The sequence below is a fragment of the Nocardioides mesophilus genome, assembly GCF_014395785.1.
Taxonomy (GTDB): Bacteria; Actinomycetota; Actinomycetes; order Propionibacteriales; family Nocardioidaceae; genus Nocardioides_B; species Nocardioides_B mesophilus.
In genome coordinates this window covers 981,838-1,007,934 of record NZ_CP060713.1, presented here as the reverse complement: position 1 = coordinate 1,007,934, position 26,097 = coordinate 981,838, and the positions used below count along the sequence as shown (strand labels likewise).

Genomic DNA, 26,097 nt, shown 5'->3' with positions numbered 1-26,097 from the left:
CCCGGCCGGCATGAGATATCTTGACGTCAAGAAACCTTCAGTGAACGCGGACCTCGAAACGGAGCCCCGGTGACGGACTCGAAGATCATCTACACCCACACGGACGAAGCACCCGCCCTGGCCACCTACTCGTTCCTGCCGGTGATCTCGGCCTACGCCTCCACCGCCGGTGTCGACGTGGAGATGCGCGACATCTCCCTGGCCGGCCGGATCATCGCCAGCTTCCCCGAGCGGCTCGCGCCCGAGCAGCGCGTCGACGATGCGCTGGCCGAGCTCGGTGAGCTCGCCAAGCAGCCCGGGGCGAACATCATCAAGCTGCCGAACATCTCCGCCTCCATCCCGCAGCTCAAGGCGGCGATCGCCGAGCTGCAGGAGCAGGGCTACGACCTGCCGGCCTACCCCGACAACCCCACGTCGGAGGAGGACAAGGACGTCCGGGCGCGCTACGACAAGGTCAAGGGCAGCGCGGTCAACCCGGTCCTGCGCGAGGGCAACTCCGACCGTCGCGCGCCCGCCTCGGTCAAGCAGTACGCCCGCAACCACCCGCACTCGATGGGCGCGTGGAGCCCCGACTCCAAGACCAACGTCGCGCACATGAGCGCCGACGACTTCCGCTCCAACGAGAAGTCCGTGGTGATCGACGCCGACGACTTCCGCTCCAACGAGAAGTCCGTGGTGATCGACGCCGAGGGCAGCCTGCGCATCGAGCTCGTCGGCGACGACGGCACCACCACCGTGCTGCGCGAGTCGGTCCCGGTGCGCGCCGGTGAGGTCGTCGACGCCACCGTCATGCGGGTCGCCGCGCTGCAGGAGTTCCTCGCCGCGCAGGTTCGCCGGGCCAAGGAGGAGGACGTGCTGTTCTCGGTCCACCTCAAGGCCACGATGATGAAGGTCTCCGACCCGATCATCTTCGGACACGTCGTGCGCACCTTCCTGCCCGAGCTGTTCGCCGAGCACGGCGACGTGCTCGCCGCCGCCGGCCTGAGCCCCAACGACGGCCTCGGCGCGATCCTCAAGGGCGTCGAGTCGCTGCCCGAGGCCGACGCGATCCGGGCCACCGTGGCCAAGGGCATCGCCGAGGGCCCGGCCCTCGCCATGGTCGACTCCGACAAGGGGATCACCAACCTGCACGTGCCGAGCGACGTCATCGTGGACGCCTCGATGCCGGCGATGATCCGCACCAGCGGCCACATGTGGGGCCCGGACGGCAACGAGGCCGACACCCTGGCGGTGATCCCGGACAGCAGCTACGCCGGCATCTACCAGGTCGTCCTCGACGACTGCCGCGCCCACGGCGCGTTCGACCCGGCCACGATGGGCTCGGTGCCCAACGTCGGCCTGATGGCCCAGGCCGCTGAGGAGTACGGCAGCCACGACAAGACCTTCGAGGTTCCGGCCGCCGGCACCGTCCGCGTCGTCGACCAGGCCGGCAGCACGCTGCTCGAGCACACCGTCGCCGCCGGGGACATCTGGCGGATGTGCCTGACCTCGGACGTCGCGATCCGCGACTGGGTGAAGCTCGCCGTCACCCGGGCGCGCGCCACCGGCGACCCGACGGTCTTCTGGCTCGACGAGGGCCGAGCCCACGACGCGAACCTGATCGCGAAGGTGGGGGAGTACCTCCCGGACGCCGACGTGGTCGGCGACTCCACCGGCCTGGACATCCAGATCATGGCCCCGGTCGACGCCATCGCGTTCTCCCTGGAGCGGATCCGCCAGGGCCAGGACACGATCTCGGTCACCGGCAACGTGCTGCGCGACTACCTCACCGACCTGTTCCCGATCCTCGAGCTCGGCACCAGCGCCAAGATGCTCTCGGTGGTGCCGCTGATCAACGGCGGTGGCCTCTTCGAGACCGGTGCCGGCGGCTCCGCACCCAAGCACGTGCAGCAGCTGGTCCGCGAGAACCACCTGCGGTGGGACAGCCTCGGGGAGTTCCTGGCGCTGGCGGCTAGCTTCGCGCACCTGGGGGAGTCGACGGACAACAAGCGGGCGCAGATCCTCGCCGACACCCTGGACCGGGCCACCGGCACCTTCCTCAACGAGAACAAGTCCCCGAGCCGCAAGGCCGGTGAGCTCGACAACCGCGGCAGCCACTTCTACCTCGCCCTGTACTGGGCGCAGGAGCTGGCCGAGCAGACCGAGGACCCGGAGCTGGCAGCCGCCTTCGCCGACCTCGCCCGGACGCTGTCGGACAACGAGGAGCAGATCACCCGGGAGATGCTCGAGGTGCAGGGCCACCCGGTCGACATCGGTGGCTACTACCACCCCGACGAGGAGAAGGTCTGGGCCGTGATGCGTCCCTCCAAGACGTTCAGCGACGCCCTGGCCGCCCTGGCCTGATCCCGACCGGCCGGCGCGCTCAGCCCGACGGCCGGCACGACGTGGTGCCCGGACCGGGAGCCCCAGCGGCTTCCCGGCTCCGGGCACTGTCGTGCCAGGCCACCAGCCGGTCCACCACGTCGGCGGCGTAGACCCCGGTGCCGGCGACCAGGTCCAGCAGCGGCGCGGTCGGTGTCCGTGGCCCATGAGGCCCGGCAGGCCCGGCAGGTCCTTCGCTGGCGCCCGGGGAGGCGGCGGAGCGGGCTGCGAGCCGCCCGAGCCGGCGCAGGTCCGGCCCGTCCATCGTCACCGTCAGGTCGTACGTCGTCGCGCCCGGTCCTCCGGTCGGCAGGAGCGATCCGGCCGCACCGGCGTACCCGACGGCGAAGTCACGCACGGCCCCGACCGGCAGCCCGCGGAGGAGGACCTCGGCGCGGGAGGCGTCCGGCAGCAGCCGACCCGCGGCGTCGACGGTCTCCGCGGCCCGGACCGACGCGCCGCCCCCGCCCACGGCCGCGGCCAGGCTGACCCGGCCGTCGTCGTAGCGGGTCACGCTCTGCGCGGCTCCGGCGAACCGGCCGCCGGCCAGCCGCTCGAGCAGCGGCGGCAGCGCCACCGTCCCGGAGGCTGCCGGACCGCGCACCCGGGCCAGGCCGCTGACCCCGTTGCCGTCCACGGTCGGCAGCCGGCCGGCCAGCACGAGCCGGTAGTACGCCTCCCGGCCGGACGGGGTCGCCAGCGCGAGGTCGGCCTGGGTCACCTCCCCGGCGGCCGGCACGTCGAGCAGCTCGGTGCCGGTGTCGAAGCCGCCCCGATGACCGGGGGCGAGCAGCGCCTCCACGCTGAGGTGCGGTCCGACCAGCACCCGGACCGCGCTGCCGGGCAGCCGGACCACCGCGGTGGCGACGTCGGTGCCCGGCGCGCCCAGCCCGGCGACCAGCGACCGGTAGCCGGCGGCGAGGCCGAGGTCGGCGTAGGTGGACTGGGTGAGCAGCAGCGCGGCGCCCTCCGGCAGGGTCAGCGGGTCGAGCGCGGTGGGCGGCAGCCACTGCTCCGGACCGGCCGCCGCGACGTCGGCGGCCGGGACCACGACGGTGACCGTGTGCACCCGGCCGCCGCCGTCCGCATCCACGGCGAGGGCGCCGGCGAGGTCGGGGCTGGTCAGGTCGCGCCGGCCCGCGCCGGTGAGCCGGGCGTCGGAGGTGACCCCGGCGAGCAGCCAGGGCCGGCCGGCGTCGTCGGCGAGCAGCGGCCCGAACGAGGTCGACGTGCCGGTGACCACGGTGGTGCCGCCGGGGGAGCGGCGCCGGCCCTCGACCCGGAGGTCGCCGTCGGGCAAGGGCGGCGGGTCCTCGGCCGCGGCGCACGGTGCCACCGGCGCACCGGGCGCCGGCGACGCGTCGGAGGTCAGCGGTGGGGGCAGCGGCGCCGGGTCGGCCCACAGCGGGCGGAGGAGGGCGCCGCCCAGGGCGAGCACCAGGACGGCGAGCAGCGCGAAGCCGGCGAGCTCGACCGTGCTCCGCTGCGTCCTCCCCCGTCGGAGCATGGGCCCATCATGCCCGACGGCCCGTGCCCGGGGCGGTGCGGCGCAGGTCGTCGGGGAGCCCGGGCAGCGGCCAGGACGGGTTCGGCCGGAACGTCTCCCACCCGTCGCGGAACGGCGAGCCCCACGCCTCGACGATCGCCTCCACCGCCGCGGCGTCCGCCTCGATCGCCGCGGCCTCGGCGGCGGTGTAGCGGCCCTGCTCGACCGCGGCCCGCAGCTCGTGCTCGTCCTTGCGGGCGTGCCGGCGGTCGGCCTCGACCTCGACGTCGAGGACCCGGTCGGAGCTGTAGACGTTGTGCTCGTCGCGGGTGTGCGGCGCCTCGAGGTTGACGTACCAGCCGTCGAGGGAGCCGTCGTCGTGCCAGAACACCCAGACCGACCACGGCCTCCCGGTCGGCGCGATCCGCAGGTTGCCGTTGCCGAACCAGGTGTCGAAGCCCTGGGTGCGCGTCGCGGTGAACATCTCCTCGAGCGGGGATTCCCGGGTCTTCCGGCCGTCGGGGCGCACCGGCAGGGCCACCGGGGTGCCCGGCGCGATCCAGGCGACCAGCGCGTCCGCGTCGTCGCGCACCACGGTCACCGGGTGCACGTGCTCAGGCTCGTCGGGCGTCCAGCCCGGACGCCGGTAGCGCCACCACACCTGGGTGCCCGGGGACCAGTACGGCGGCCCGCCGCTCGGCCGCCCCGGAGTCGCCGTCATGGCGCGGAACCCTACTCGCGGGTCATGAGGCGCCGGTCACGACGGGGGTTTCGTCCGGGCGTGTCGGGAACATTCGCGCGATCATGCTCCTTGGACCTGGCAGGGACGCCCCGTCGTCCCCTGCCGCCCGTGTCCCGCGCCACCGTCCCACCCGAAGGATCCCCTGGTGACCTCCGCCCTCCCGACGACCGAGCTGCCCGACGCCGGCGTCCCCGACGTCGACCGCAACACGCGCCACGTCACGCTGGCCACCCTGGCCCTGGCGATGGGCGGCTTCGCGATCGGCACCACCGAGTTCGTCACGATGGGTCTGCTGCCGGAGATGGCCGACGGGGTCGGGGTGTCGATCCCGACCGCGGGCCACCTCATCTCCGCCTACGCGATCGGCGTCGTCGTCGGTGCCCCGCTGATCGCGGTGCTGGCCGCCCGGCTGCCGCGTCGCGGCCTGCTGCTCGCCCTGATGGTCGCCTTCGCGGTCGGCAACGCGGCGAGCGCCCTGGCCGGCAGCTTCGGGCTGCTGGTCGCCGCCCGGTTCTTCGCCGGCCTCCCGCACGGCGCGTTCTTCGGAGTCGCCTCGCTGGTCGCGGCCTCGATGGTCGCCCCGTCGCGCCGCGGTCGGGCGGTGAGCATGGTGATGCTCGGGCTGCCGATCGCCAACATCGTCGGTGTCCCGGCCGCGACCTGGATGGGGCAGCAGCTGGGCTGGCGCTCGGCGTACTGGGCGGTCTCTGTGCTCGGCGTCCTCACGATCGCGCTGGTCGCGGCGTTCGTCCCGTCGGTCCCCGGCGACCGCGCGGCCACCGGCCGCCGGGAGCTGAAGGCCTTCGCCAACGCCCAGGTCTGGCTGACGCTGCTGGTCGGCGCCATCGGGTTCGGCGGCATGTTCGCGATGTACTCCTACATCGCCCCCACCGTCACCGACGTGACCGGGCTGCCGTCCTCGTCGATCCCGTGGTTCCTGCTGGCCTTCGGTCTCGGCGGCACCGTCGGCACCTTCGTGGGGGGCCGGCTGGCCGACTGGTCGGTGCTGCGCTCGATGGTGGTGGGGTCCGCGGGGATGGGCCTGATGCTGGCGCTGTTCACGGTGACCGCGCACCAGCCGCTCGCGGCCTGGACGACGGTGTTCCTGGTCGCGCTGATCGCCTCGGTGCTGGTGGTGAGCCTGCAGATGCGGCTGATGCACGTGGCCGGCGACGCCCAGACCCTCGGCGCGGCGATGAACCACGCCTCGCTCAACGTCGCCAACGCGCTGGGGGCATGGCTCGGCGGCCTGGTGATCGCCGCCGGCTGGGGCTACACCGCCCCGAGCTGGGTGGGCGCGGGTCTGTCCTTCGGCGGCCTGCTGGTGCTGGCGGCGTCGGTCCTGCTGCACCGGCGTACGGCGCCCGCCGCGTCGACGACCGCCTGAGGGAGCCCTCCCGGCCTGCCGCTCAGCCGGCGTTCCGCTCCGCCCACTCCGTCGCGAGCAGGTCGTAGCCGATGCTGTCGACCAGGCTGCCGTCGCGCAGCCGGATCCCGAGCCGGTCCCGGCCGGTCTCGGTGAACCCGACCGACTCGATCACTCGGCGGCTGGCGAGGTTGCCCTCGGCGGCGAAGACCGAGACCCGCCGCAGTCCCAGGCCGCCGTCCTCCTCCGGGACGAACGCGTGCCGCACCGCCAGCGCGGCGGCCTGCTTCGTCAGCCCGCGTCCGCGCCCCGCCGGGTGCGTCCAGTAGCCGAGCTCGGCCTCGTGCCCGCGACTGACCCCGAACAGAGAGATGTTGCCGAGCAGCCCGTCGGTCGCCGGATCCGCGACGGCCCAGGTGACCGCGTCGCCGGAGGCGGCGCCCTCGGCGCGGCCCAGGACGTACTCCTCGGCGTCCTCGCGCGAGTACGGCGCGGGCATCCGGCTCAGCCAGTACGACGTCTGCTCGTCGTTGCACGCCTGCACGATCCGGGTCACGTCGGACCGGTCGAAGGGGCGCAGCACCACGTCGCGACCGACCACCCGGGGCACCGGCCACCACGGGTGCTGCGGGCTGCGCTCCTGGCGCGAGGTCAGCGCACCGACCCACGCGTCGCGGAGCGTGCCCCGCTGCGGCAGCCACTGCCGCACGGTGCCGTCGCAGCTGAACCCCAGGCGCCACGCCAGCCGGCGGGACGCGAAGTTGCCCCGGTTCGCCCACCAGATGACGGTCTCGAGCCGGCGCTCCCGGAAGCCCCAGTCGAGCAGCAGCCGGCAGGCCCGCTCCATCACCCCGCGGCCGCGGGCCCACGGGTGCGCGCCGTAGGCGATCTCCGCGCGCCGCTCGCCCTCGGGCCGGAGCTCGACGGTCCCGGCGAAGCGGGCCTGCCCGGCCTCGTCGGCGGCCTCGACGGCGAACGCCCACCCGGAGTCCTGCTCCCAGTTGGTCGGCAGGATCTTCAGGGCGTAGTCGCGCGAGGTCTCCAGGGACGACGGGACCGGGACGGTCGTCCACTCCACCGAGACCGGGTCGATGGCCTGCTCGAGCAGCGCGGGCAGGTCGCCCTCGTGGTGGGCGCGCAGCGTGACCACGCCGTCGGTGAGCACGGGCACGTCCTCGGGGAACCTCATCGGCACACCCTGCCTGGTGGGGTGTGGGCCCGGCAAACCGATATCGGCCTCTATCGTTGGGTCCATGGATGAAGGTCGAAGACGATGAGCGGCACGCTCGCGAACATCGGGCTTGTCGTCGTCTTCGTCCTCGTCGGAGGCCTGTTCGCCGCTGCCGAGATCGCGCTGGTGTCGCTGCGGGACAGCCAGGCGCGCGCGCTCGCCGCGCGGAGCCGGCGCGGCCAGATCGTCGCCGAGCTCAACGAGGACCCGAACCGGTTCCTCGCCGCGGTCCAGGTCGGTGTCACGCTCGCCGGGTTCCTCTCCGCCGCCTTCGGCGGTGCGACCCTCTCGGGGGACCTCGAACCGGTGCTGGTCGGCTGGGGCCTGCCCGAGGGCGCCGCGGGGCCGGCGGCGCTGGTGCTGGTCACGATCGCCATCTCCTACCTGTCGCTGGTGTTCGGCGAGCTTGCGCCCAAGCGGCTGGCGCTGCAGCGCGCGGAAGGCTTCGCGCTGGCGCTGGGGCCGCCGGTCGACAAGATCTCGAAGGTCTTCCGGCCGATCATCTGGTTCCTCTCGCTGTCCACCAACGCGGTGGTCCGGCTGGTCGGTGGAGATCCGCAGGCCCGCTCGGAGCAGATGAGCGACGAGGAGCTCCGCGAGCTGGTGAACGCCCACGAGACGCTCGGCGAGGAGGAGCGCCGGATCGTCGAGGACGTGTTCGAGGCCGGCGACCGGCAGATCCGCGAGGTGATGATCCCGCGCACCGAGGTGGACTTCCTCGACGCCGCCACCCCGGTGTTCAAGGCCGCCCGCGAGGCGCTCACCCAGCCGCACTCGCGCTACCCGGTGATCCGCGGGTCCGCCGACGACGTGATCGGCTTCGTGCACGTGCGTGACCTGCTCTCCCCGGAGATGTCCGGCCGCTCGGTGCGGGTCGGGGAGCTGGTCCGCGACGCGCTGGTGCTGCCGTGGACGCGGCCGATCCTGGCGGCGTTGGCGGACATGCGCCGCGAGGGCACCCACCTCGCAATCGTCGCCGACGAGTACGGCGGCACCGCGGGGATCGTGACGATGGAGGATCTCGTCGAGGAGCTGATCGGTGACATCCGCGACGAGTACGACGTCGACGAGGGTGAGACCACCCACTACCGCAGCGGCGAGGTCGAGGTGGACGGGCTGCTGAACCTCGACGACTTCGAGGACGAGACCGGGATCGAGCTGCCGGAGGGGCCCTACGAGACCGTCGCGGGGTTCCTGATGGCCCGGCTCGGGCGGCTTGCGGTGGCCGGCGACGCGGTCGACTACGAGGGTCATCGGATCGTGGTGGAGGACGTGGAGAACCGTCGGGTCGGCCGGGTCCGGGTGGGCGCCGTACCCGCGGAGCCGGAGCCAGGACAAGAGCTGGCGCCGGAGTCGCAGCCGGAGCAGGCCGCGCCGGTGGGCGCGACCCGGACCACCTCGGTCGGGACGCCGCCGGAGGCGCCGCGGCTCACGCAGTCGCCGGACGAACCGGAGGCCCAGCGGGAGGCGAGCCCCGAGCCGGGGTCGGCCACCGGGGACACCGAGGCCGCCGAGGCCGCCGAGGCCACCGGGGCCGCACGGCCGGAACCCTCGGCCGGGAGCCCGGACCGGCTTTGACACAATGCCGCACGTGACCGACGCACCCACTCCGCCGACCGCCCCCAGTGCCGCTGCCGGGCGCCCGCGCGTGCTGTCGGGGATCCAGCCGACGGCCGACTCCTTCCACTTCGGCAACTACCTCGGCGCGCTGCGGCAGTGGGTGGCGCTGCAGGAGGAGCACGAGCCGTTCTTCTTCATCGCCGACATGCACGCGATCACGGTCGAGCAGGACCCGCGGCAGCTGCGCGAGCGGTGCCTGCGAGCGGCCGCCCAGCTGATCGCGATGGGGGTGGACCCGGAGCGGTCGGCGATCTTCGTGCAGTCGCAGGTGCCGGCGCACGCCCAGCTGGCCTGGGTGCTGCAGTGCCTCACCGGCTTCGGCGAGGCGCGGCGGATGACCCAGTTCAAGGACAAGTCGTCGAAGAACGGCGAAGGGGCGGCCTCGGTCGGCCTGTTCACCTACCCGATCCTGCAGGCGGCCGACATCCTGCTCTACCGGCCCGCCTTCGTGCCGGTGGGAGAGGACCAGCGTCAGCACCTCGAGCTGACCCGCGACCTCGCGCAGCGGTTCAACCACCGCTACAAGAAGACCTTCCGGCTGCCGGAGCCCTACATCCTCAAGGCCACCGCGAAGATCCTGGACCTGCAGGACCCGCACGCGAAGATGTCGAAGTCGGCCTCCTCGCCGGGCGGCATCATCGAGATGCTCGACGACCCGAAGCTGTCGGCCAAGAAGATCCGCTCGGCCGTGACCGACTCCGGCAGCGACGTCCGCTTCGACGAGGAGGAGAAGCCGGGCATCTCCAACCTGCTCACCATCTACTCCGCGCTCACCGACCGGCCGGTCTCCGAGCTGGAGGAGGCCTACGCCGGTCGTGGCTACGGCGACTTCAAGAAGGAGCTGGGCGAGGTCGTCGTGGAGTTCGTGACCCCGTTCCGGGACCGGACGCTGGAGCTGCTGGAGGACCGGGCGACCCTCGACGAGGTGCTGCGGTCAGGGGCCAAGCGCGCCGCCGAGGTGGCCGAGCGCACGCTCGCCGACGTCTACGACCGGGTCGGTTTCGTTCCGGCCCCTCGCTAAGGTTGCCGACCGTGACCTCCCAACGCACGACGATCGGCGTGGCCATCGCCGTGCCCGAGCCCTGGGGTGCGCAGCTCCAGGAGTACCGCGAGCGCCTCGGCGACCGCACTGCCTCCGGCATTCCCACGCACATCACGCTGGTGCCGCCGTACCACCTCGACACCGACGAGCTGGTCGCCGTCGAGCAGCACCTCGTCGAGACCTCGGCCTCGAACCTCTCCTTCAAGGTCCACCTGCGTGGCACCGGCACGTTCCGCCCGGTGTCCCCGGTGGTCTTCGTCACGGTCGCGGAGGGCATCGCGGGCTGTGAGCAGCTGGCCGTCTCGGTGCGTCGCGGCCCGCTCGGCTGCGACCTGCGGTTCCCCTACCACCCGCACGTCACGGTCGCCCACGACCTCGACGAGCCGCTGCTGGACCGGGCCTACAAGGAGCTCGCCGAGTTCGAGTGCGCCTTCGAGGTCGACCACTTCTCGCTCTACGTGCACCACGAGGACGAGGGCTGGGTGCGGACCCGCGACTTCGCGCTGACGGCCGCACGCGACCGCTGAGGCCGCCCGGGCCACTGAGGCGCGGTAGCGGTGGGCCGGGAGTGGGTACAAGCCCGCCATGGCCTCGATCAAGGACCGGCTGACCGGCACGCTTTCGCGCCTGCGCGAGCGCTGGCCCTTGCTCGACCACGCGATCGGCGCCGTGGGGCACTACGGCAAGGTCAACGGTTCCGGCCAGGCGGGCGCGGCGACGTTCTTCGGGTTCCTCTCGTTCTTCCCGATCCTGGCGCTCGGGTTCTTCTGCATCGGGCTGATCGCCCAGGTCTCGCCAGAGCTGCGCGACAGCCTGCGGCACGAGGTCGAGAACCTGCTCCCGGGGGTGATCGGCAACGGCGACGGGGAGATCCCGCTGCGGACCTTCGAGAAGTACGCCGCCACCGTCGGCATCGTGGGACTCGTCGGCTTGCTGTACTCCGGCCTCGGCTGGCTCTCCGGCATGCGCTCGGCACTCGAGGTCATGTTCGTGACGCCGCGGCGCGACCGGCCCAACTTCCTGCTCGGCAAGGTCCGCGACCTCGCCACGCTGGCCCTGATCGGCGTCACGCTGGTCCTCTCGGTGGCGCTCTCCGCGCTGGTCAGCGGCTTCTCGAAGCGGATCGTCGGCTGGCTCGGCTTCGACCCCGAGAGCGCCCTGCCGCAGGCGCTGCTGTGGGTGATCGCGCACGGGCTGGCGATCGCGGCGTCCACCGCGCTGCTGATGGCGATGTTCACGTTGCTCGCGCAGCCGCACGTGCCGCGTCGGTCGCTGGTGCGCGGCGCGCTGCTCGGGGCGGTCGGCTTCGAGCTGCTCAAGGCGCTGGCCACCTACCTGATCGCGCAGACCAAGGGGCAGCCGTCGGCCCAGGCGTTCGGCGTCGCGCTGATCCTGCTGGTGTGGATCAACTACTTCTCCCGGCTGGTGATGCTGGCGGCGGCGTGGTCCTACACCGCCCCGGCGGCGGTCGAGCTGCGCCGCCGCGAGGCGATGCGGGCGCCGGCCGCGGCGCTGGAGGGCGCGGGGGAGCGGATCGAGGACCCGGTCGCCGCCCGGCACGCGGCGGAGCGTGAGCAGGCGGGCACGTCGCGGTTGCTCGCGGCCGCCGGCGCCACCGGACTGGCCCTGGCCGGGCTGGTCGTGCTCGGCCGCCGCCGTACCGGCTGAGGACGGACCCGGCCGGACGACGTACCGACCCTCGCGTGACAATGGCGGGGTGAAGTTCCAGCGCAAGCACGCCGTCCTGTTCCTCGCGATCGCCGCCTGGAACGTCTTCAGCTACGCCAACTTCGGCAAGAACCTCGTCGAGGCGCACCAGCGCGGCGAGGAGCGACCCACCGGCTACTGGGTCGCGCACATCGTGCTGATCGTGGTCAACCTCGGCATCGCCGGGGTGCTCGGCCGACTCGGCGTCAAGGCCTGGCGCGCGACCGGGCAGGCGTCGGTCGACAAGGTCTCTGCGTGACGCAGCCGCGGCTGCCCGGCCGCGCCGACGTCGAGGCGGCGGCTGCCCGGATCGGCGAGGGCGTACGACGCACCCCGGTCCTCACGCTCGACGGAGCCGAGCTCGGAGTCGGCGGCACGGTGGTCCTCAAGCTCGAGCTGACCCAGCACTCCGGGTCGTTCAAGGCGCGCGGGGCCCTCAACAGCGTGCGGTCTCTGGCCGACGGCGTCCCCTCCGTGGTCGCAGCGTCGGGCGGCAACCACGGTGCGGCGGTGGCCTGGGCCGCCTCGCACGCGGGCCTGGTGGCCGATGTGTTCGTGCCCGCGACCTCGACGCAGGCGAAGCTGCAGCGGATCGAGGAGTACGGCGCCCGGCTGCACCGGGTGGACGGCGACGTGGGGGCTGCCCTGGACGAGGCCGCGGCGTTCAGCGCGGCGCACGGCGTGCCGGTGCTCCACCCCTACGACACCTTCGAGACCGTCAGCGGTGCCGGCACCCTCGGCCTCGAGCTCGAGCAGCAGGTTCCGGAGCTGGACCGGGTCGTGATCGCCTGTGGCGGCGGAGGGTTGTACGCCGGGGTGGCAAACGCGCTGGCGGGGCGGGTCGAGGTGCAGCCGGTCGAGCCCGAGCTGTGCCCACACCTGCACGATGCGGTGGCCGCGGGCGAGCCGGTGCGCCGCGCCTCCTCAGGTGTGGCGGCCGACGCGCTGGGGCCGCCGCGGATCGGGGCGTTCGCGTTCGCCACGGCCGGCGTCCAGGGGGCGGAGCCGCTGCTGGTCGGCGAGGAGGCCATCCTCGAGGCGCGCCGGTGGCTGTGGTCACGGGTGCGGGTCCTGGCGGAGCCGGCGTCGTGCGTCCCGCTGGCCGCCGTGCTCGCCGGCGTGGTCGCGGTGCCGTCCGGGACGACCACCGCGCTGGTGGTCAGCGGCGGCAACAACGCCACGCTGCCCTGAGCTGTCGGCGCCGGTCCTTGCCGCCTGCCAGACTCCGGGGCATGTCGCTGTTCGCCGCTGGTGTCCCGGACTGCCCGTGTGGCAGCGGCACGCCGTACGCCGCCTGCTGCGGACCCGTCCACGACGGCCGGCCCGCCGCGACCGGGGAGGCGCTGATGCGCTCGCGATACTCCGCCTACGCGCTGGGCAGGACCGACCACGTGTTCCGCACCTGGCACCCGCGGACCCGGCCGGCGGACGTCGGACCGACGCCCGGGCTGACCTGGACGGGGCTGGAGGTGCTGCGCACGGTCGACGGCGCGGAGGGCGACTCCACCGGCCTCGTCGAGTTCCGGGCCCGGTTCCGCGCCGACGGGCGGGAGTCCGAGCTGCACGAGACCAGCCGGTTCGAGCGCCGGGGCGGTCGCTGGGTCTACGTGGACGGGGACGTCGACGGAGCCGGCGGTTGAGCCGGCTGCCGGGTCGGGGCGACGGTGACCTCGGGCGCGTGCCGGACCGGGAAGTTCACGCTGTTGGCGATGAAGCAGAGCTCGTTGGCGCGCTCGTGCGCGTGCACGGCGCGCTCGACCATGTCCGGGTCGGCGACGCTCACGCGCGGCCGGAGCAGCACGTCGGTGAACCGGCCTCCGCCGTCGCGGTCCGTGGCCATCTGGCCGGTCGCGTGTCGACGTACGACGTCACCACGACGCCCTGGGTGACGCACACGTGCAGGTAGGAGAGCAGGTGGCACTGCGACAGCGCGCTCAGCAGCAGCTGCTCGGGGTTCCAGCGGTCCCGGTCGCCGTGGAAGGTCGGGTCGGCCGAACCGAGCAGGTCGGGGCAGCCGTCGGTGCGGACGATGTGGTGGCGGCGGTAGCCGCGGTAGCCGGACGTGCCCTCACCGGTGTTGCCGGTCCAGGTCACCTCGACGTCGTAGGAGTGCTGGTGCATCGAAGCCATGCCGACATCCTGCCTGGGAGGGATCGGCGGTTGTCAGCAGGCTCGGGAAGGCTTTGTCTCCGAGGCCGGCGCAGACTCTGTCCCGAAGGGGCAGAGAAGGCTCCGTCCCCTAGGGGGCGGCGAGTGCTCCGTCCCCTAGGGGCGGCTCTGCGCGCCGTCCGTCCCCAAGGGGCGCGCGGATAAGGCTGTCCTCAAGGGGCGCGCGGATAAGGCTGTCCCCACGGCCGGGCGGGACATTCTTGGGTTGTCCCCAGACCCGGAGACGGCTCTCGATTCTGTCGGCGGTCTCTCCTAGGATCGAACACATGTTCGACACGATGGAGATCGAGGAGCTCGACGCCAGCCAGGCGTGCGAGGCGATCTCCGCCGAGCACCGGGCCCAGCGGCTGGTCGAGGCACGGCGGCTGCGGTTGGCCGCGCACTGGCTGGACCTGCATGCCCCGGTCGAGCATGCCGCCTCCGACCGCCCCGAGGACCCCGACGCCGCGGGTGGTAGGGGTGGGCGGGTGTTGCCGGGGACCGAGCGGGTGGTGGCCTCGGGTGCGGACGGCACCCCGATGATCACCGAGTTCGCGGCGGCGGAGTTCGCGGCGTTGCAGGAGATGAGCCCGGCCGCGGGGCAGGCCTACCTGCGCAAGGTGGCGAACCTGCGGCACCGGCATCCGCTGCTGTGGGGCCGGGCGGTGCGCGGCGAGGTGCCGGTGTGGAAGGCGTTGGAGACCGCCCGGCTGGTCGGGCGTTCCGAGGCCGGTGAGCCGCCGGTGGCGCTGGAGGGGGCCCGGTTCGTCGACGGCCAGACCCATTCCTGGATCGACACGCTGTCCTGGGCGGCGTACGTGGAGCTGGTGGAGCGGATGGTGATCGCGGCGGATCCTCGGCGGGCCGAGGACTGCCGGTTGGCGGCGGCCGCGGAGCAGTACGTCGTGGCCGGGCAGTCCAACGAGCACGGCCTGAAGACGCTGATCGCCAAGGCCAACGCCGGGGAGGTGATCTACCTGGTCGCGGTCCTCGACCAGCTGGCCGAGGTGCTCCGCCGCCGTGGGGACGCCCGGTCGGTGGCGGTGCGCCGGGCCGCGGCGCTGGGCATCCTCGCCCACCCCGCGCACGCGCTGGCCCTGCTCACCAGCCAGCTCCCCACCCACCCCGCCAACCCCGACGACGCAGACGCGCCCGCCGACCCCGCCGACCCCGGTGTGCCCGCCGACCCCGCCGACCCCGCCGACCCCGCCGAGCCCGCCGACCCCGCCGCGTCCGCCGCGTCCGCCGCGTCCGCCGCGTCCGCCGATCCTGCTGACCCCGCCGCGTCCGCTGACCCCGCCGCGTCCGCTGACCCCGCCGCGTCCGCCGATCCTGCTGACCCCGCCGCGTCCGCTGATCCAGCCGTGTCCGCCGCCTCTGGTGCATCCAGTGGCGCGCGTGCTGACACCGAGCGGACCGGCGGCAGCGACACCGATCCGGATGCGTCCGGCGACCACGGTGCGCCCGCTGATCCCGCCCCCGAGCAGAGCGGCGGCAGCGACGATGCGGAGGCTGCCGTCGACCCCGACGATCCCGCCGACCACATCGCGGACGAGCCCGCTGCGGCGGACCAGCCGGCCGCGCCGTCGTACCTGCAGGTCCCCGACCACGCCGACCCGGACCTGCCCCGGGACCCCGACGCACTGTGGGCCCGGCTCGGTGGGCTGCGCCAGGCCGACTTCGACAAGCTGCTCCCCAAGGCCGTGCTGCACCTGCACATGAGCCTGGAGACCTACCTCGCCCAGTTCCGCCCCGGCCTGGGCCCCCAGGCGGTCCACGCCGAGGGCATCGGCCCGCTCACCCTCGAACAGGCCCGACAGTGGCTGGGCCACCACCGGGTCACCATCCGACCGGTGCTCGACCCCGACACCGTGCAACCCGTGAACGGCTACCACTTCACCCCCAACCAACGAGAAGCCCTGCACGCGATCAACCCCCGCGACGTCTTCCCCTGGGCAGTGCACACCGGCCGCGACAAGGACATCGACCACCCCGTCCCCTACCGATGGACCGGCCCACCGGACCAGCCACCCCCCGGCACAATGCTTCCCACCCCGACCAGCTCCACCCCGACCAGGTCCGGCGCCCCACCCGGCCAGACCGGGCTGCACAACGCCGCCCCGATGGTCCGACACCACCACCGCCTCAAGACCCACGGCCGCTGGCACCTCACCCAACTCCAACCCGGCGTGTACCTGTGGCGCTCGGTCCACGGCCACCACTGGGTCACCGACCCCACCGGCACCTACCGAGTCCCCACCACCATCGCCCACACCCTCCTCGCCACCCGCGCCGAAACCGCCGCCTGACCCATCACAGCCGCCCTCACTGGGCGCGTCCTATCTGATGCGCGGGTGGCGCGGTCTGGGGACGGCGACGACGGTTGACTGGGCTAACGAATGACGGTGATCGGTCCTTCGTCCGGCGTCGGTGGCTCGAAGTGGTCGAAGTACTGGGCGACGAGGTCTTCGGTGAGCACGAAGTCATCGGAATGGTCGCCACGCCTGGCTCTCATGCGCCGCAGGACCGTTTCGCGGTCGGTCGCAAGGTAGATCGTCTCGGGTACGACGCCAGTGGGCTCGAGCAGCTTGCGGTAGTCGTCGCGCATACGTCGCGACCAGAACGAGAAGTCGAGGACGACGTCGGTTCCCGCCGCGACGAGCTCCAACAGCCGAGCCCGCAGGCCAGTCTCGATCTCGGCGCGTACCTCTGGGGGTAGGGGCACCATCGAGAGCCCGCGACGCCACATCTCCACGTCGAAGGAGAGCCGGACCATCCCCTCGCCCTCCAGCCGCCGGGCGAAGGTCGACTTCCCGGCCCCCGAGGGCCCGCACATGAAGATCACGCGGCTCACGGATGGACCCTACGTCGACCTCCGGGAGGCTCTAGCGTTGAGCGTCCTCGCGACGCAGCCCGCGACCTCGGCGGGAGCCCCTGAGGGACTTTGGGCGCCGTCGGCGCGCCAGGCGTGCCGGCGGGGGCAGACCGCCGGCTGCATGTCATCCCACCCCTCCGTGCCGATCGGTCTACCAGGTGCAGTCACACGAACAGGACGCACGCAGTCAGCCTGCTGCGAGCAACCAGACCAGCAGCACCAGCACGACGACGGCACCCACGACGGCGACTGCGAAGGACCATGCCGCGCGCTCCGCGCGCTGCGCCTCCTCGGTGGGGGAGAGCAGGTGCGTCGTCCCCGACGACGGCGACGACGTCGGCGGGGATGTCGGCTGGGACGGTGACGGCGCGCGTCGGCGCGCCGAGGCAGCCGGCCAGGGCGACGAGCCACCCGGCGCCTGGGAGATCAGGGCCCGCACAGCGCCGGCCAGGCCGGCAGGGCTCCCACTCGGTGACAGACCTGCACCGCCACCCGCCCCCGCGCGGGCCGCCACCAGCTGGCGCCCGGCATCGGTCAGGTCGAAGACCCACGTGCCGTCCTGCTGCCGCGCCACCAGCAGCCCCTCGCCGATCGCCCGCCGGATCCTCTCGTCGACCGCCGGCGCCGGCACGCGGAGCGTCCTCGACAGGGCGTCGAGAGTCCGGCGGCCCGCTCCCACGGCCACCAGCACCTGCAGCTCAAGCGCGTCACTCATGGGCGCATTGTGGCAGTCGTCGAGGTGCGTCGGGGGTCCCGTAGTTAGGCGTGGCGGAGCGAGTCCCGTCCGCGTCAGAGATGGCTCAGCACCGAGAGCAGGATGAGACCGAAGAAGAAGACGGCGACGACGGTCTTGATCGCGGTGTACGCGCGGACCACCTGCACCATCGGCGCGGTGAACGGGTCCACCGGGGCCGGCGCGATCACCTCTTGCGGGTCCAGGTCGTCGACCGCCGGGCGCAGCTCGCCTCGGGTCCGGGCGCTCAACACGATCGCGGTGCGCCGCTCGAGCTCGGCGAGGTCGATGGCGCCCTCCGCGTAGTGCTCCCTGAGCGAGGTGCTCGCGGCTTCACGCTCGGCGTGGTCCACGACCAGGTGCGCCTGGCTGCGCTGGAGCTCTGCCGTCTGCCCCTCGCGCATCGCCTGCCAGGACGCCCCGAAGTCCCGGCTGAGACCGGCGAGGTCGATCTCGCCCTTGGGGCCGTAGGCACTGACCAGGCGGCGTTGGAACGCGACGGTGGACAGCCCCTTCTCGGTGAGGACGACGTACTCGCCCTCCATGAGAGGCATCCGGTTGACCAGCCCCTGCCCGACGCCCCAGACGAGGACGCGCTCGACCTCGTCTGGTGGGGACGCCGTGGCCGCACTCAGCTCGGCGACGTCATGCGCCCCACTCGCGAGCTCGTCGAGGACGGCGATCTCCAACGGCAGCGGGTCGTCCCCCGCTCTGAGCTGAAATCCCACGCCGGTCAGTGTGCAGGCGTGGTGGCATGCTCGGGGCGATTTGCCCGAAAAGGGACCGGCTCACGCCCGCTCGGCGTCGACAGCACGGGCTCGGTCTCCCGCCTCACCGACGGAAGATGAGCGCCCGCTTCACTTCCTGGATCGCCTTGGTGACCTCGATGCCGCGCGGGCACGCCTCGGTGCAGTTGAAGGTGGTGCGGCAGCGCCACACACCCTCCTGGTCGTTGAGGATCTCCAGGCGCTGGTCGGTGCCCTCGTCGCGGCTGTCGAAGATGAACCGGTGCGCGCCGACGATCGCCTGCGGGCCGAAGTACTGCCCGTCGGCCCAGTACACCGGGCACGAGGTCGTGCACGCGGCGCACAGGATGCACTTGGTGGTGTCGTCGAAGCGGTCCCGGTCCTTCTGGGACTGCAGCCGCTCACGGGTCGGCTCGTTGCCGGTCGTGACCAGGAACGGCATCACCGAGCGGTAGGCCGCGAAGAACGGCTCCATGTCGACGACGAGGTCCTTGAGCACCGCCAGGCCCTTGATCGGCTCGACGGTGATCGGCTCCGACGGGTTCACGTCCTTGAGCAGCGTCTTGCACGCCAGCCGGTTCTTGCCGTTGATCCGCATCGCGTCCGACCCGCAGACCCCGTGGGCGCAGGAGCGACGGAAGGTCAGCGTGCCGTCGAGGTCCCACTTGACCTTGTGCAGTGCGTCGAGCACCCGGTCGGTCGGCTCAGCCGTGACCTGGTAGCTCTCCCACTTCGACTCCTCCGAGACCTCGGGGTTGTAGCGGAGGATCTTCACCGTGACCGTCATGGTCGTGGTGCTCTGGGCAGGCGTTGCGCCTGCCTCGGCTGCGGTGTCCGTCGCCATCAGTACTTGCGCTCCATCGGCTTGTAGCGGGTCTCGATGACCGGCTTGTAGTCCAGTCGGATCGACCCGTCGGAGTTGCGGTAGGCCATCGTGTGGCGCATGAAGTTCACGTCGTCACGCGTCGGGTAGTCCTCGCGGAAGTGGCCCCCGCGGGACTCGTTGCGGGCGAGCGCCGAGGTGACGAGCACCTCGGCCAGGTCGAGCAGGAAGCCCAGCTCGATCGCCTCGAGCAGGTCGGTGTTGAACCGCTTGCCCTTGTCCTGCACGGACACGTTCGCGTAGCGCGCCTTCATCGCCTCGATGTCGGCGAGCGCCTGCTTCAGCGAGCCCTCGGTTCGGTACACCTGGGCGTTGATGTCCATCGTCGCCTGCAGCTCGGCGCGGATGGTGGCCACCCGCTCGGAGCCGCCCGCGTCGCGCATCTGCTCGATCATCGCGACGACCTTGGCCTCGGGGTTCGGGTCCTCGATGTCGTCGAAGTCGGTCGAGAGCGCGTAGTCCGCGGCATACAGACCCGCGCGCCGGCCGAACACGTTGATGTCGAGCAGCGAGTTGGTGCCGAGCCGGTTCGCCCCGTGCACGGACACGCAGGCCACCTCGCCCGCGGCGTACAGGCCCGGGATGACGGTGTGGTTGTCCGCCAGCGCCTCGCCCTTGATGTTCGTCGGGATGCCGCCCATGGCGTAGTGCGCGGTCGGGAACACCGGGATCATCTCGGTGTAGGGCTCCACCCCGAGGTAGGTCCGCGCGAACTCCGTGATGTCGGGCAGCTTCGCGTCGATCTGCTCCCGCGGGAGGTGCGTCAGGTCCAGGTAGACGTAGGCCTTGTCCGGCCCGGCGCCGCGGCCCTCGCGGACCTCGTTGGCCATCGCCCGGGCGACCATGTCCCGCGGGGCGAGGTCCTTGATCGTGGGGGCGTAGCGCTCCATGAAGCGCTCGTTCTCGCTGTTGCGCAGGATGCCGCCCTCACCGCGGGCCGCCTCCGAGAGCAGCACGCCGAGGCCGGCCAGGCCGGTCGGGTGGAACTGGAAGAACTCCATGTCCTCGAGCGGCAGCCCCTTGCGCCACACGATGCCCATTCCGTCGCCGGTGAGGGTGTGCGCGTTCGAGGTGGTCCGGAAGACCTTGCCGAAGCCGCCCGTCGCGAAGATGACCGACTTCGCGTTGAAGACGTGGATCTCGCCGGTGGCAAGCTCGTACGCGACCACGCCGTTGACGCTGACGCCGCCGTTGGTCTCCACGGTCAGCAGGTCAAGGACGTAGAACTCGTTGAAGAACTCCACCTCGTGCTTGATGCACTGCTGGTAGAGCGTCTGCAGGATCATGTGGCCGGTGCGGTCGGCCGCGAAGCAGGAGCGGCGTACGGCGGCCTCGCCGTGGTTGCGGGTGTGGCCGCCGAACCGGCGCTGGTCGATCTTGCCCTCGTCGGTCCGGTTGAAGGGCAGGCCCATCTTCTCGAGGTCGAGGACCGCGTCGATGGCCTCCTTGGCCATCACCTCCGCAGCGTCCTGGTCGACGAGGTAGTCGCCGCCCTTGACGGTGTCGAAGGTGTGCCACTCCCAGTTGTCCTCCTCGACGTTGGCCAGCGCGGCGCACATGCCGCCCTGGGCCGCGCCGGTGTGGGAGCGGGTCGGGTAGAGCTTGGTGAGGACCGCCGTGCGGGTGCGCTGGCCGGACTCGAGGGCGGCACGCATGCCCGCCCCGCCCGCGCCGACGATCACGACGTCGTACTTGTGCTGCTGAACCATGGCTTTGTCTCGCTCCTCGCTCAGTGGGACCGGCAGACCTCGAGCGTGGAGGCCGGGTCCGCGCAGGGGTCGAACGTGAAGATGACCAGCGTGCCGAGGACCAGCACGATGAAGGCCGAGAAGTAGAGCAGCGCCTTCAGCCAGAACCGCGTGGTCGGCTTCGTCGCGTAGTCGTTGATGATGGTGCGCAGGCCGTTCATGCCGTGCAGCTCGGCCAGCCACAGCATCGCCAGGTCCCAGACCTGCCAGAACGGGTTCGCCCACTTGCCGGCGACGAACGCGAAGTCGAGCGCCTCGACGCCCTTGCCGACCATCAGGTTGACGAAGAGGTGGCCGAAGACCAGCACCAGCAGCAGGACGCCAGAGCCACGCATGAACAGCCAGGTGTTGAGCTCCACGTTGGACCGGCGGCGGGCGCGTGAGCCGGTCGCCACGGGGCTGCGGGGGGACTGGATCGCAGGGGTAGTCATCGCCCTCAGCCTCCGAACACGTTCGACAGGTGCCGGATCAGGAACGGCACGAAGAGCACCACGAAGAGCACCAGCACGCCGTAGGTCATCTGCTTCTGGTAGCGGGGGCCCTGGGACCAGAAGTCCACCAGGATGACCCGGATGCCGTTGAGGGCGTGGAAGAGGAAGGCGGCGACGAGGCCGACCTCCATCAGCCCGACGATGGGGTTCTTGTAGGTGTCCACGACCCGGTTGAAGACCTCCGGGGAGACCCGGACCATCGAGATGTCGATGACGTGGACGAACAAGAAGAAGAAGAGCGTGACGCCGGTGAGCCGGTGGGCGACCCACGACCACATGCCTTCACGACCCCGATAGAGCGTGCCTGCCGGAGAGCTGGCCAACGTCGATTCCTCCGAACTCGAGCGGTGCGCTGAGGTTGAATCTTCGAGCAGATGGCGACCGGTACGCCCAAACCGGGCGTACGGGCATCCCAGTCATGCTAGCCGCGTCCGGACGGGGCCAGACCACCGGCCGCTGTGAGATCGATTACCGCACGACACTGTTGGCAAAAACCTGCGTCGCCGCAACCGGTCCCGGCGACCGCCCCGGCTCAGACGAACGTCGGGAAGGTCGGCTCCGGCAGCGGCCCGCCGGTCCGGTCCCGGGCGGACTCGTAGCCGTGGCCGATCTCCACCAGCGTCGCCTCGCTGCCGGCGGTCCCCCAGAACGAGACCGCCACCGGCAGCCCGGCCGCCAGCTCGGTCGGCACGGTCAGCAGCGGGTAGCCGGCCATCGCGGTCGGGGAGGTGCAGGAGCCTGGGTGCGCCTCGGCGTTGACCAGGTCGATCGGGCAGGCCGGTGCGTACGACGGGGTGACCAGCGCGTCGAGGTCGTGCGCGCGCAGCACCGCGTCGATGCCGTTGTCCCGCGACGCCGCCACGCAGCGCGCCCGGGCCGCGGCGTACTCCGGCGACCCGACGTCGGGACCCGCGAGCGCCTGCTCGAACAGCGACTGGCCGAAGTGCGTCAGCTCGGTATCGGCGTGCGTCCGGTTGAACGCGACGACCTCGGCCAGCGACCGGGGTACGTCGCCGGGGCGGGTCGGCAGGTACGCCGCCAGCCCGGCCTTCAGCTCGGCGAGCAGCACCAGCAGCTCGTCCTCCCCGTCGAAGCCCTCCAGCGCGGTGAGGTCGGTCGCGTCCACGATCGTGGCGCCCTCCGCCGCGAGCAAGCCGACCGCCCGCTCGGCGGCCGCGTCGGCGTGCGGGGAGTAGCCCCAGAAGCTCGCCCGCGGTACGCCGATCCGCTTGCCGGCCAGCCGCCCCTCGACCGCGTGCGCCGCGTAGTCCGTGCCGTTGCCGGCGATCACGCCGAGCAGCGCGGCGGCCTGGCGCACGCTGGTGGCCAGCGGCCCGGGGGCGTCCTGGGACGCCGAGATCGGCACCACCCCCTGCGTCGGCACCAGGCCCACCGTCGGCTTCAGCCCGACGCAGCCGTTGAACGCCGCCGGGCAGGTGATCGAGCCGTCGGTCTCGGTGCCGATCGCCAGCGGGGCCAGCCCGGCGGCCACCGCGGCGCCGCTGCCCGAGCTCGAGCCGCCCGCGGACCGGTTGAGCGCATAGGGGTTGCGGGTCAGGCCGCCGTAGGCGCTCCAGCCCGAGGTCGAGGCGCCGTCGCGGATGTTCGCCCACTCCGAGAGGTTGGTCTTGCCGAGGACGACCATCCCGGCCTCGCGCATCCGGCGCACCAGTGGCGCGTCGTGCGTCGGCGCGGGAGCCTCGGCGAGCGCCAGCGAGCCCGCCGTGGTGGGCAGGTCGTGGGTGTCGACGTTGTCCTTGACCAGCACTGGCACCCCGTGCAGCGGGCCCCGGCTGCGGCCGTCGGCGGCCTCCGCGTCCCGGGCGGCGGCCTGCGCCAGCGCCTCCGGGTGCGGCGTGCAGACGGCGTTGACCAGCCCGTCGACGGTCTCGGCCCGGTCGAGCAGCTGCTCGACGTACGCCTGGGAGGAGGGGGACGGGATCACGGGAGCGGTCACGCCCCGATCCTGCCTCATCGCACGGGCCGGGGCCGTGGGAGATCTCACGGTGCACCGCAGGCCCGCCCGGCCGTACGCTCGCGTCTATGAGCGAGAGCGGCATCACCGAGTCCGGACTGCCCTTCGAGCCGGTCTACGGCCCCGACGCCCTCGAGGGCTTCGACCCGTCGGCCAAGCTCGGCGAGCCGGGGGAGTACCCGTTCACCCGCGGGGTCTACCCCTCGATGTACACCGGCCGGCCGTGGACGATGCGGCAGTACGCCGGCTTCGGCACCGCCCGCGAGTCCAACCAGCGCTACAAGCAGCTGGTGGCCAACGGCACCGGCGGCCTCTCCGTCGCCTTCGACCTGCCCACCCAGATGGGGCACGACTCCGACGCCCCGATCTCGCACGGCGAGGTCGGCAAGGTCGGGGTCGCGATCGACTCGATCGAGGACATGCGGCTGCTCTTCGACGGCCTGCCGCTCGACCAGGTGTCGACCTCGATGACGATCAACGCGCCGGCGGCGCTGCTGCTGCTGATGTACCAGCTCGTCGCCGAGGAGAACGGCGTGAGCGGCGCGGACATCACCGGCACCATCCAGAACGACGTGCTCAAGGAGTACATCGCGCGCGGCACCTACATCTACCCGCCGGCGGACTCGCTGCGGCTGATCACCGACATCTTCGCGTACTGCCAGGCCGAGATCCCGCGCTGGAACACCATCTCGATCTCCGGCTACCACATGGCGGAGGCCGGGGCGACGCCCGCGCAGGAGATCGCCTTCACCCTCGCCGACGGCATCGAGTACGTCCGGGCGGCGATCAAGGCCGGCCTCGACGTCGACGACTTCGCGGCCCGGCTGTCGTTCTTCTTCGTCTCCCGGACCACGATCCTGGAGGAGGTCGCGAAGTTCCGCGCGGCCCGCCGGATCTGGGCGCAGGTGATGCGCGACGAGTTCGGCGCGACCGACCCCAAGTCGCAGATGCTGCGCTTCCACACCCAGACTGCGGGCGTCCAGCTCACCGCCCAGCAGCCCGAGGTCAACCTGGTCCGCGTGGCGGTCCAGGCCCTCGCCGCCGTGCTCGGCGGCACCCAGTCGCTGCACACCAACTCCTTCGACGAGGCGCTCGCGCTGCCCAGCGAGAAGGCAGCCCGCCTCGCGCTGCGCACCCAGCAGGTCATCGCCTACGAGTCCGACGTGACCAAGACCGTCGACCCGTTCGCCGGCTCGTACGCCGTCGAGGCGCTCACCGACCAGGTGGAGGCCGAGGCCCGCAAGCTCATGGAGCAGGTCGAGGAGCTCGGTGGCGCGGTGGCGGCGATCGAGAAGGGCTTCCAGAAGAACGAGATCGAGAAGTCGGCCTACCGGATCGCCCGCGAGATCGACACCGACGAGCGTGTCGTGGTCGGCGTCAACCGGTTCCGGGTCGACGAGGAGGAGCCCTACGAGCCGCTCCGGGTCGACCCCACCATCGAGGCCCAGCAGGCCGAGCGGCTGGCGACGCTGCGTGCCGACCGGGACCAGGCCGAGGTCGACCGGCACCTGGCCGCGCTCAAGGCCGCGGCGCAGGGCTCCGACAACATGCTCTACCCGATGAAGGAGGCGCTGCGGGCCCGCGCCACCGTCGGCGAGGTCTGCAACGCGCTGCGCGACGTGTGGGGGGTGTACGTCCCGCCGGACGCGTTCTGACGCCGCCGGACGCCGCCGGACGCCGCCGGGCGCCACCGGGCGCCCTCCGGTAACCTGGCCTGTTGTGCCCCTCCCTGACCCAGCCGCGCCGAGCATCAGGGCAGCAGTGAACGCCCTGGAGCCCGAGCTCGTCGCGCTGCGGCGTGACCTGCACGCGCACCCCGAGCTGGCCTGGCAGGAGGAGCGCACCACCACGGCGGTCGCGGACCGTCTCGGCGCCGCCGGGATCGACGTCCAGATGCTCCCCAAGAGCGGCCTGCTGGCCGAGGTCGGCCCCGCCGGCGGCCCGGTCGTCGCGCTCCGCGCCGATCTCGACGCGCTGGCGGTCGACGACCTGAGCCCCGGTCCCTGGACCAGCACCGTGCCGGGCGTCGCGCACGCCTGCGGGCACGACGTGCACACCGCCGCGCTGGTCGGCGCCGGTCTCGCGCTCCAGGAGCTCCAGAGGCAGCACGGCCTGCCCGGCCGGGTCCGGCTGCTCTTCCAGCCCGCCGAGGAGGTCATGCCGGGCGGCGCGCTCGAGCTGATCGCCAGCGGAGCGCTCGAGGGGGTCGCCCACGTGTTCGGCCTGCACTGCGACCCGACCATCGACGTCGGCGCGGTGGGCCTGCGCGAGGGGCCGCTGACCGGTGCGGCGGACGCGCTGAACGTGCGGCTGACCGGCCGCGGCGGCCACACCTCCCGCCCGCACCTCACCGAGGACCTCACCTTCGCGCTCGGCAAGCTGGTCACCGACCTGCCCGGGGCGCTCTCGCGCCGCCTGGACCCGCGGGCCGGCGCCAGTCTGGTCTGGGGGATGGTCCGCGCCGGGTCGGCGAAGAACGTGATCCCCGCCTCCGGCGAGGTCGCCGGCACACTGCGGATGCTCGACGCAGTCGCCTGGGTCGACGCCGAGGACCTGGTCCGCGAGCTGATCGAGCAGATCCTGGCCCCCTACGGCGTCGGCGCCGAGGTCGGCTACGTCCGCGGGGTGCCGCCGGTGGTCAACGAACCGGTCTCCACCTCGCTGCTCGTGGCCGCCGTCGAGGGGGTGCTCGGAGAGCACGCCCACGTCTCCACCCCGCAGAGCCTCGGCGGCGAGGACTTCGCGTGGTACTGCGAGTCCGTCCCCGGAGCGATGGGCCGGCTCGGCACCCGGACGCCCGGAGGAACGACGTACGACCTGCACCAGGGCGACCTGGTGGTCGACGAGCGCTCCGTCGGCATCGGCGCCCGGGTCCTCAGCGCCGTCGCCCTCGAGGCCCTGGTCGCGACTCGGTAACGACTGGTGGTTTCCGGTCGGATACCG

General features: G+C 72.4%; 25 protein-coding genes. 12 read left to right on the top strand and 13 right to left on the bottom strand.

The genetic code is table 11. The features are described 5' to 3' along the window. Window positions 1–69 precede the first annotated feature (69 nt). Complete coding sequence (locus H9L09_RS04765) at window positions 70–2,343, top strand: NADP-dependent isocitrate dehydrogenase (RefSeq protein ID WP_187579575.1); 2,274 nt, start codon at window positions 70–72, stop codon at window positions 2,341–2,343. A 19-nt stretch (window positions 2,344–2,362) separates the two neighbouring features. On the opposite strand, the gene H9L09_RS04760 is transcribed toward H9L09_RS04765, so the two are convergent. Both H9L09_RS04760 and H9L09_RS04755 read right to left on the bottom strand, forming a co-directional pair. Next, the gene (locus tag H9L09_RS04760) at window positions 2,363–3,868 is read right to left on the bottom strand and encodes a hypothetical protein (protein ID WP_187579574.1); all 1,506 of its coding nucleotides are present in this window, start codon (window positions 3,866–3,868) and stop codon (window positions 2,363–2,365) included. Window positions 3,869–3,875: 7 nt separating this feature from the next. Further along, on the bottom strand, window positions 3,876–4,568 hold the full coding sequence (locus H9L09_RS04755) for a ribonuclease FAU-1 family protein (protein ID WP_187579573.1): 693 nt from the start codon (window positions 4,566–4,568) through the stop codon (window positions 3,876–3,878). Between the two features lie 166 nt (window positions 4,569–4,734). Here H9L09_RS04755 and H9L09_RS04750 point away from each other — a divergent pair, with 166 nt between their 5' ends. Then, the gene (locus H9L09_RS04750) at window positions 4,735–5,976 is read left to right on the top strand and encodes an MFS transporter (protein WP_246456271.1); all 1,242 of its coding nucleotides are present in this window, start codon (window positions 4,735–4,737) and stop codon (window positions 5,974–5,976) included. A 22-nt stretch (window positions 5,977–5,998) separates the two neighbouring features. On the opposite strand, the gene H9L09_RS04745 is transcribed toward H9L09_RS04750, so the two are convergent. Continuing rightward, window positions 5,999–7,144, bottom strand: coding sequence for a GNAT family N-acetyltransferase (locus H9L09_RS04745; RefSeq protein WP_187579572.1), 1,146 nt, complete (start codon window positions 7,142–7,144; stop codon window positions 5,999–6,001). 84 nt (window positions 7,145–7,228) lie between these two features. Between H9L09_RS04745 and H9L09_RS04740 the strand changes: the two genes are divergently transcribed. The 7 genes from H9L09_RS04740 to H9L09_RS04710 are packed head-to-tail and all read left to right on the top strand — an operon-like array spanning window position 7,229 to window position 13,195. Beyond that, entirely contained in the window at window positions 7,229–8,764 is a 1,536-nt protein-coding gene (locus H9L09_RS04740; RefSeq protein ID WP_187579571.1) for a CNNM domain-containing protein, read from the top strand. Window positions 8,765–8,777: 13 nt separating this feature from the next. Continuing rightward, window positions 8,778–9,827: a tryptophan--tRNA ligase gene (gene trpS / locus H9L09_RS04735; protein WP_246456270.1), complete on the top strand. Its 1,050-nt coding sequence runs from the start codon at window positions 8,778–8,780 to the stop codon at window positions 9,825–9,827. An 11-nt stretch (window positions 9,828–9,838) separates the two neighbouring features. Then, window positions 9,839–10,375, top strand: coding sequence for a 2'-5' RNA ligase family protein (locus H9L09_RS04730; protein ID WP_187579569.1), 537 nt, complete (start codon window positions 9,839–9,841; stop codon window positions 10,373–10,375). A gap of 58 nt (window positions 10,376–10,433) precedes the next feature. Then, complete coding sequence (locus tag H9L09_RS04725; protein ID WP_187579568.1) at window positions 10,434–11,516, top strand: YihY/virulence factor BrkB family protein; 1,083 nt, start codon at window positions 10,434–10,436, stop codon at window positions 11,514–11,516. Window positions 11,517–11,565: 49 nt separating this feature from the next. Next, a complete protein-coding gene (locus H9L09_RS04720) occupies window positions 11,566–11,814 on the top strand; it encodes an SCO4848 family membrane protein (protein WP_187579567.1) in 249 nt (82 codons plus the stop codon). Next, entirely contained in the window at window positions 11,811–12,746 is a 936-nt protein-coding gene (locus H9L09_RS04715; protein ID WP_187579566.1) for a pyridoxal-phosphate dependent enzyme, read from the top strand. Before H9L09_RS04720 ends, H9L09_RS04715 begins: the two co-directional genes overlap by 4 nt. Window positions 12,747–12,787: 41 nt before the next feature. Continuing rightward, entirely contained in the window at window positions 12,788–13,195 is a 408-nt protein-coding gene (locus H9L09_RS04710; protein WP_187579565.1) for a YchJ family protein, read from the top strand. Here H9L09_RS04710 and H9L09_RS21530 read toward each other — a convergent pair. After that, window positions 13,159–13,338, bottom strand: coding sequence for a hypothetical protein (locus H9L09_RS21530; protein ID WP_223164212.1), 180 nt, complete (start codon window positions 13,336–13,338; stop codon window positions 13,159–13,161). The genes H9L09_RS04710 and H9L09_RS21530 overlap by 37 nt on opposite strands. Next, window positions 13,335–13,685: an OsmC family protein gene (locus tag H9L09_RS04705; RefSeq protein WP_223164211.1), complete on the bottom strand. Its 351-nt coding sequence runs from the start codon at window positions 13,683–13,685 to the stop codon at window positions 13,335–13,337. The genes H9L09_RS21530 and H9L09_RS04705 overlap by 4 nt, the downstream gene beginning before the upstream one ends. A 305-nt stretch (window positions 13,686–13,990) precedes the next feature. Between H9L09_RS04705 and H9L09_RS04700 the strand changes: the two genes are divergently transcribed. After that, on the top strand, window positions 13,991–16,012 hold the full coding sequence (locus tag H9L09_RS04700; protein WP_187579564.1) for a hypothetical protein: 2,022 nt from the start codon (window positions 13,991–13,993) through the stop codon (window positions 16,010–16,012). Between the two features lie 83 nt (window positions 16,013–16,095). Here the strand turns inward: H9L09_RS04700 and H9L09_RS04695 are convergent, their stop codons facing one another. The 8 genes from H9L09_RS04695 to H9L09_RS04660 all read right to left on the bottom strand — a co-directional run bounded on the left by H9L09_RS04695 (window position 16,096) and on the right by H9L09_RS04660 (window position 23,136). Then, window positions 16,096–16,557, bottom strand: coding sequence for a P-loop nucleotide/nucleoside kinase family protein (locus H9L09_RS04695; protein ID WP_223164210.1), 462 nt, complete (start codon window positions 16,555–16,557; stop codon window positions 16,096–16,098). A gap of 208 nt (window positions 16,558–16,765) precedes the next feature. Then, a complete protein-coding gene (locus tag H9L09_RS04690; protein ID WP_187579563.1) occupies window positions 16,766–17,293 on the bottom strand; it encodes a hypothetical protein in 528 nt (175 codons plus the stop codon). Between the two features lie 74 nt (window positions 17,294–17,367). Further along, window positions 17,368–18,039: a DUF1707 SHOCT-like domain-containing protein gene (locus H9L09_RS04685; protein ID WP_187579562.1), complete on the bottom strand. Its 672-nt coding sequence runs from the start codon at window positions 18,037–18,039 to the stop codon at window positions 17,368–17,370. A gap of 103 nt (window positions 18,040–18,142) precedes the next feature. After that, window positions 18,143–18,844 (bottom strand): succinate dehydrogenase iron-sulfur subunit, encoded by a 702-nt coding sequence (locus H9L09_RS04680; protein WP_187579561.1) that lies wholly within the window; start codon window positions 18,842–18,844, stop codon window positions 18,143–18,145. Window positions 18,845–18,900: 56 nt separating this feature from the next. Continuing rightward, window positions 18,901–20,649 carry a succinate dehydrogenase flavoprotein subunit gene (gene sdhA, locus H9L09_RS04675; protein ID WP_187579560.1) on the bottom strand — a complete coding sequence of 583 codons (1,749 nt, stop codon included), beginning with the start codon at window positions 20,647–20,649 and terminating at the stop codon, window positions 18,901–18,903. Between the two features lie 20 nt (window positions 20,650–20,669). Next, complete coding sequence (locus H9L09_RS04670; RefSeq protein ID WP_187579559.1) at window positions 20,670–21,119, bottom strand: succinate dehydrogenase hydrophobic membrane anchor subunit; 450 nt, start codon at window positions 21,117–21,119, stop codon at window positions 20,670–20,672. A gap of 5 nt (window positions 21,120–21,124) precedes the next feature. Continuing rightward, the gene (gene sdhC / locus H9L09_RS04665) at window positions 21,125–21,502 is read right to left on the bottom strand and encodes a succinate dehydrogenase, cytochrome b556 subunit (RefSeq protein ID WP_187579558.1); all 378 of its coding nucleotides are present in this window, start codon (window positions 21,500–21,502) and stop codon (window positions 21,125–21,127) included. A 209-nt stretch (window positions 21,503–21,711) separates the two neighbouring features. After that, window positions 21,712–23,136, bottom strand: coding sequence for an amidase family protein (locus tag H9L09_RS04660; RefSeq protein WP_246456269.1), 1,425 nt, complete (start codon window positions 23,134–23,136; stop codon window positions 21,712–21,714). A gap of 86 nt (window positions 23,137–23,222) precedes the next feature. Between H9L09_RS04660 and H9L09_RS04655 the strand changes: the two genes are divergently transcribed. Further along, window positions 23,223–24,809, top strand: a complete 1,587-nt coding sequence (locus tag H9L09_RS04655) for an acyl-CoA mutase large subunit family protein (protein WP_187579556.1) — start codon at window positions 23,223–23,225, stop codon at window positions 24,807–24,809. Between the two features lie 106 nt (window positions 24,810–24,915). Then, window positions 24,916–26,070, top strand: a complete 1,155-nt coding sequence (locus H9L09_RS04650; RefSeq protein ID WP_246456268.1) for an amidohydrolase — start codon at window positions 24,916–24,918, stop codon at window positions 26,068–26,070. The last annotated feature ends 27 nt before the right edge of the window (window positions 26,071–26,097 follow it).

Coding starts and splice junctions, on each gene's coding strand:
- H9L09_RS04740 (WP_187579571.1), top strand. CDS start 7,229: ATGAGCGGCACGCTCGCGAACATCGGGCTTGTCGTCGTCTTCGTCCTC.
- H9L09_RS04690 (WP_187579563.1), bottom strand. CDS start 17,293: ATGAGTGACGCGCTTGAGCTGCAGGTGCTGGTGGCCGTGGGAGCGGGC.
- H9L09_RS04760 (WP_187579574.1), bottom strand. CDS start 3,868: ATGCTCCGACGGGGGAGGACGCAGCGGAGCACGGTCGAGCTCGCCGGC.
- H9L09_RS04680 (WP_187579561.1), bottom strand. CDS start 18,844: ATGACGGTCACGGTGAAGATCCTCCGCTACAACCCCGAGGTCTCGGAG.
- H9L09_RS04705 (WP_223164211.1), bottom strand. CDS start 13,685: ATGGCTTCGATGCACCAGCACTCCTACGACGTCGAGGTGACCTGGACC.
- H9L09_RS04745 (WP_187579572.1), bottom strand. CDS start 7,144: ATGAGGTTCCCCGAGGACGTGCCCGTGCTCACCGACGGCGTGGTCACG.
- H9L09_RS04700 (WP_187579564.1), top strand. CDS start 13,991: ATGTTCGACACGATGGAGATCGAGGAGCTCGACGCCAGCCAGGCGTGC.
- H9L09_RS04670 (WP_187579559.1), bottom strand. CDS start 21,119: ATGACTACCCCTGCGATCCAGTCCCCCCGCAGCCCCGTGGCGACCGGC.
- H9L09_RS04755 (WP_187579573.1), bottom strand. CDS start 4,568: ATGACGGCGACTCCGGGGCGGCCGAGCGGCGGGCCGCCGTACTGGTCC.
- H9L09_RS04710 (WP_187579565.1), top strand. CDS start 12,788: ATGTCGCTGTTCGCCGCTGGTGTCCCGGACTGCCCGTGTGGCAGCGGC.
- H9L09_RS04655 (WP_187579556.1), top strand. CDS start 23,223: ATGAGCGAGAGCGGCATCACCGAGTCCGGACTGCCCTTCGAGCCGGTC.
- H9L09_RS04725 (WP_187579568.1), top strand. CDS start 10,434: ATGGCCTCGATCAAGGACCGGCTGACCGGCACGCTTTCGCGCCTGCGC.
- sdhA (WP_187579560.1), bottom strand. CDS start 20,649: ATGGTTCAGCAGCACAAGTACGACGTCGTGATCGTCGGCGCGGGCGGG.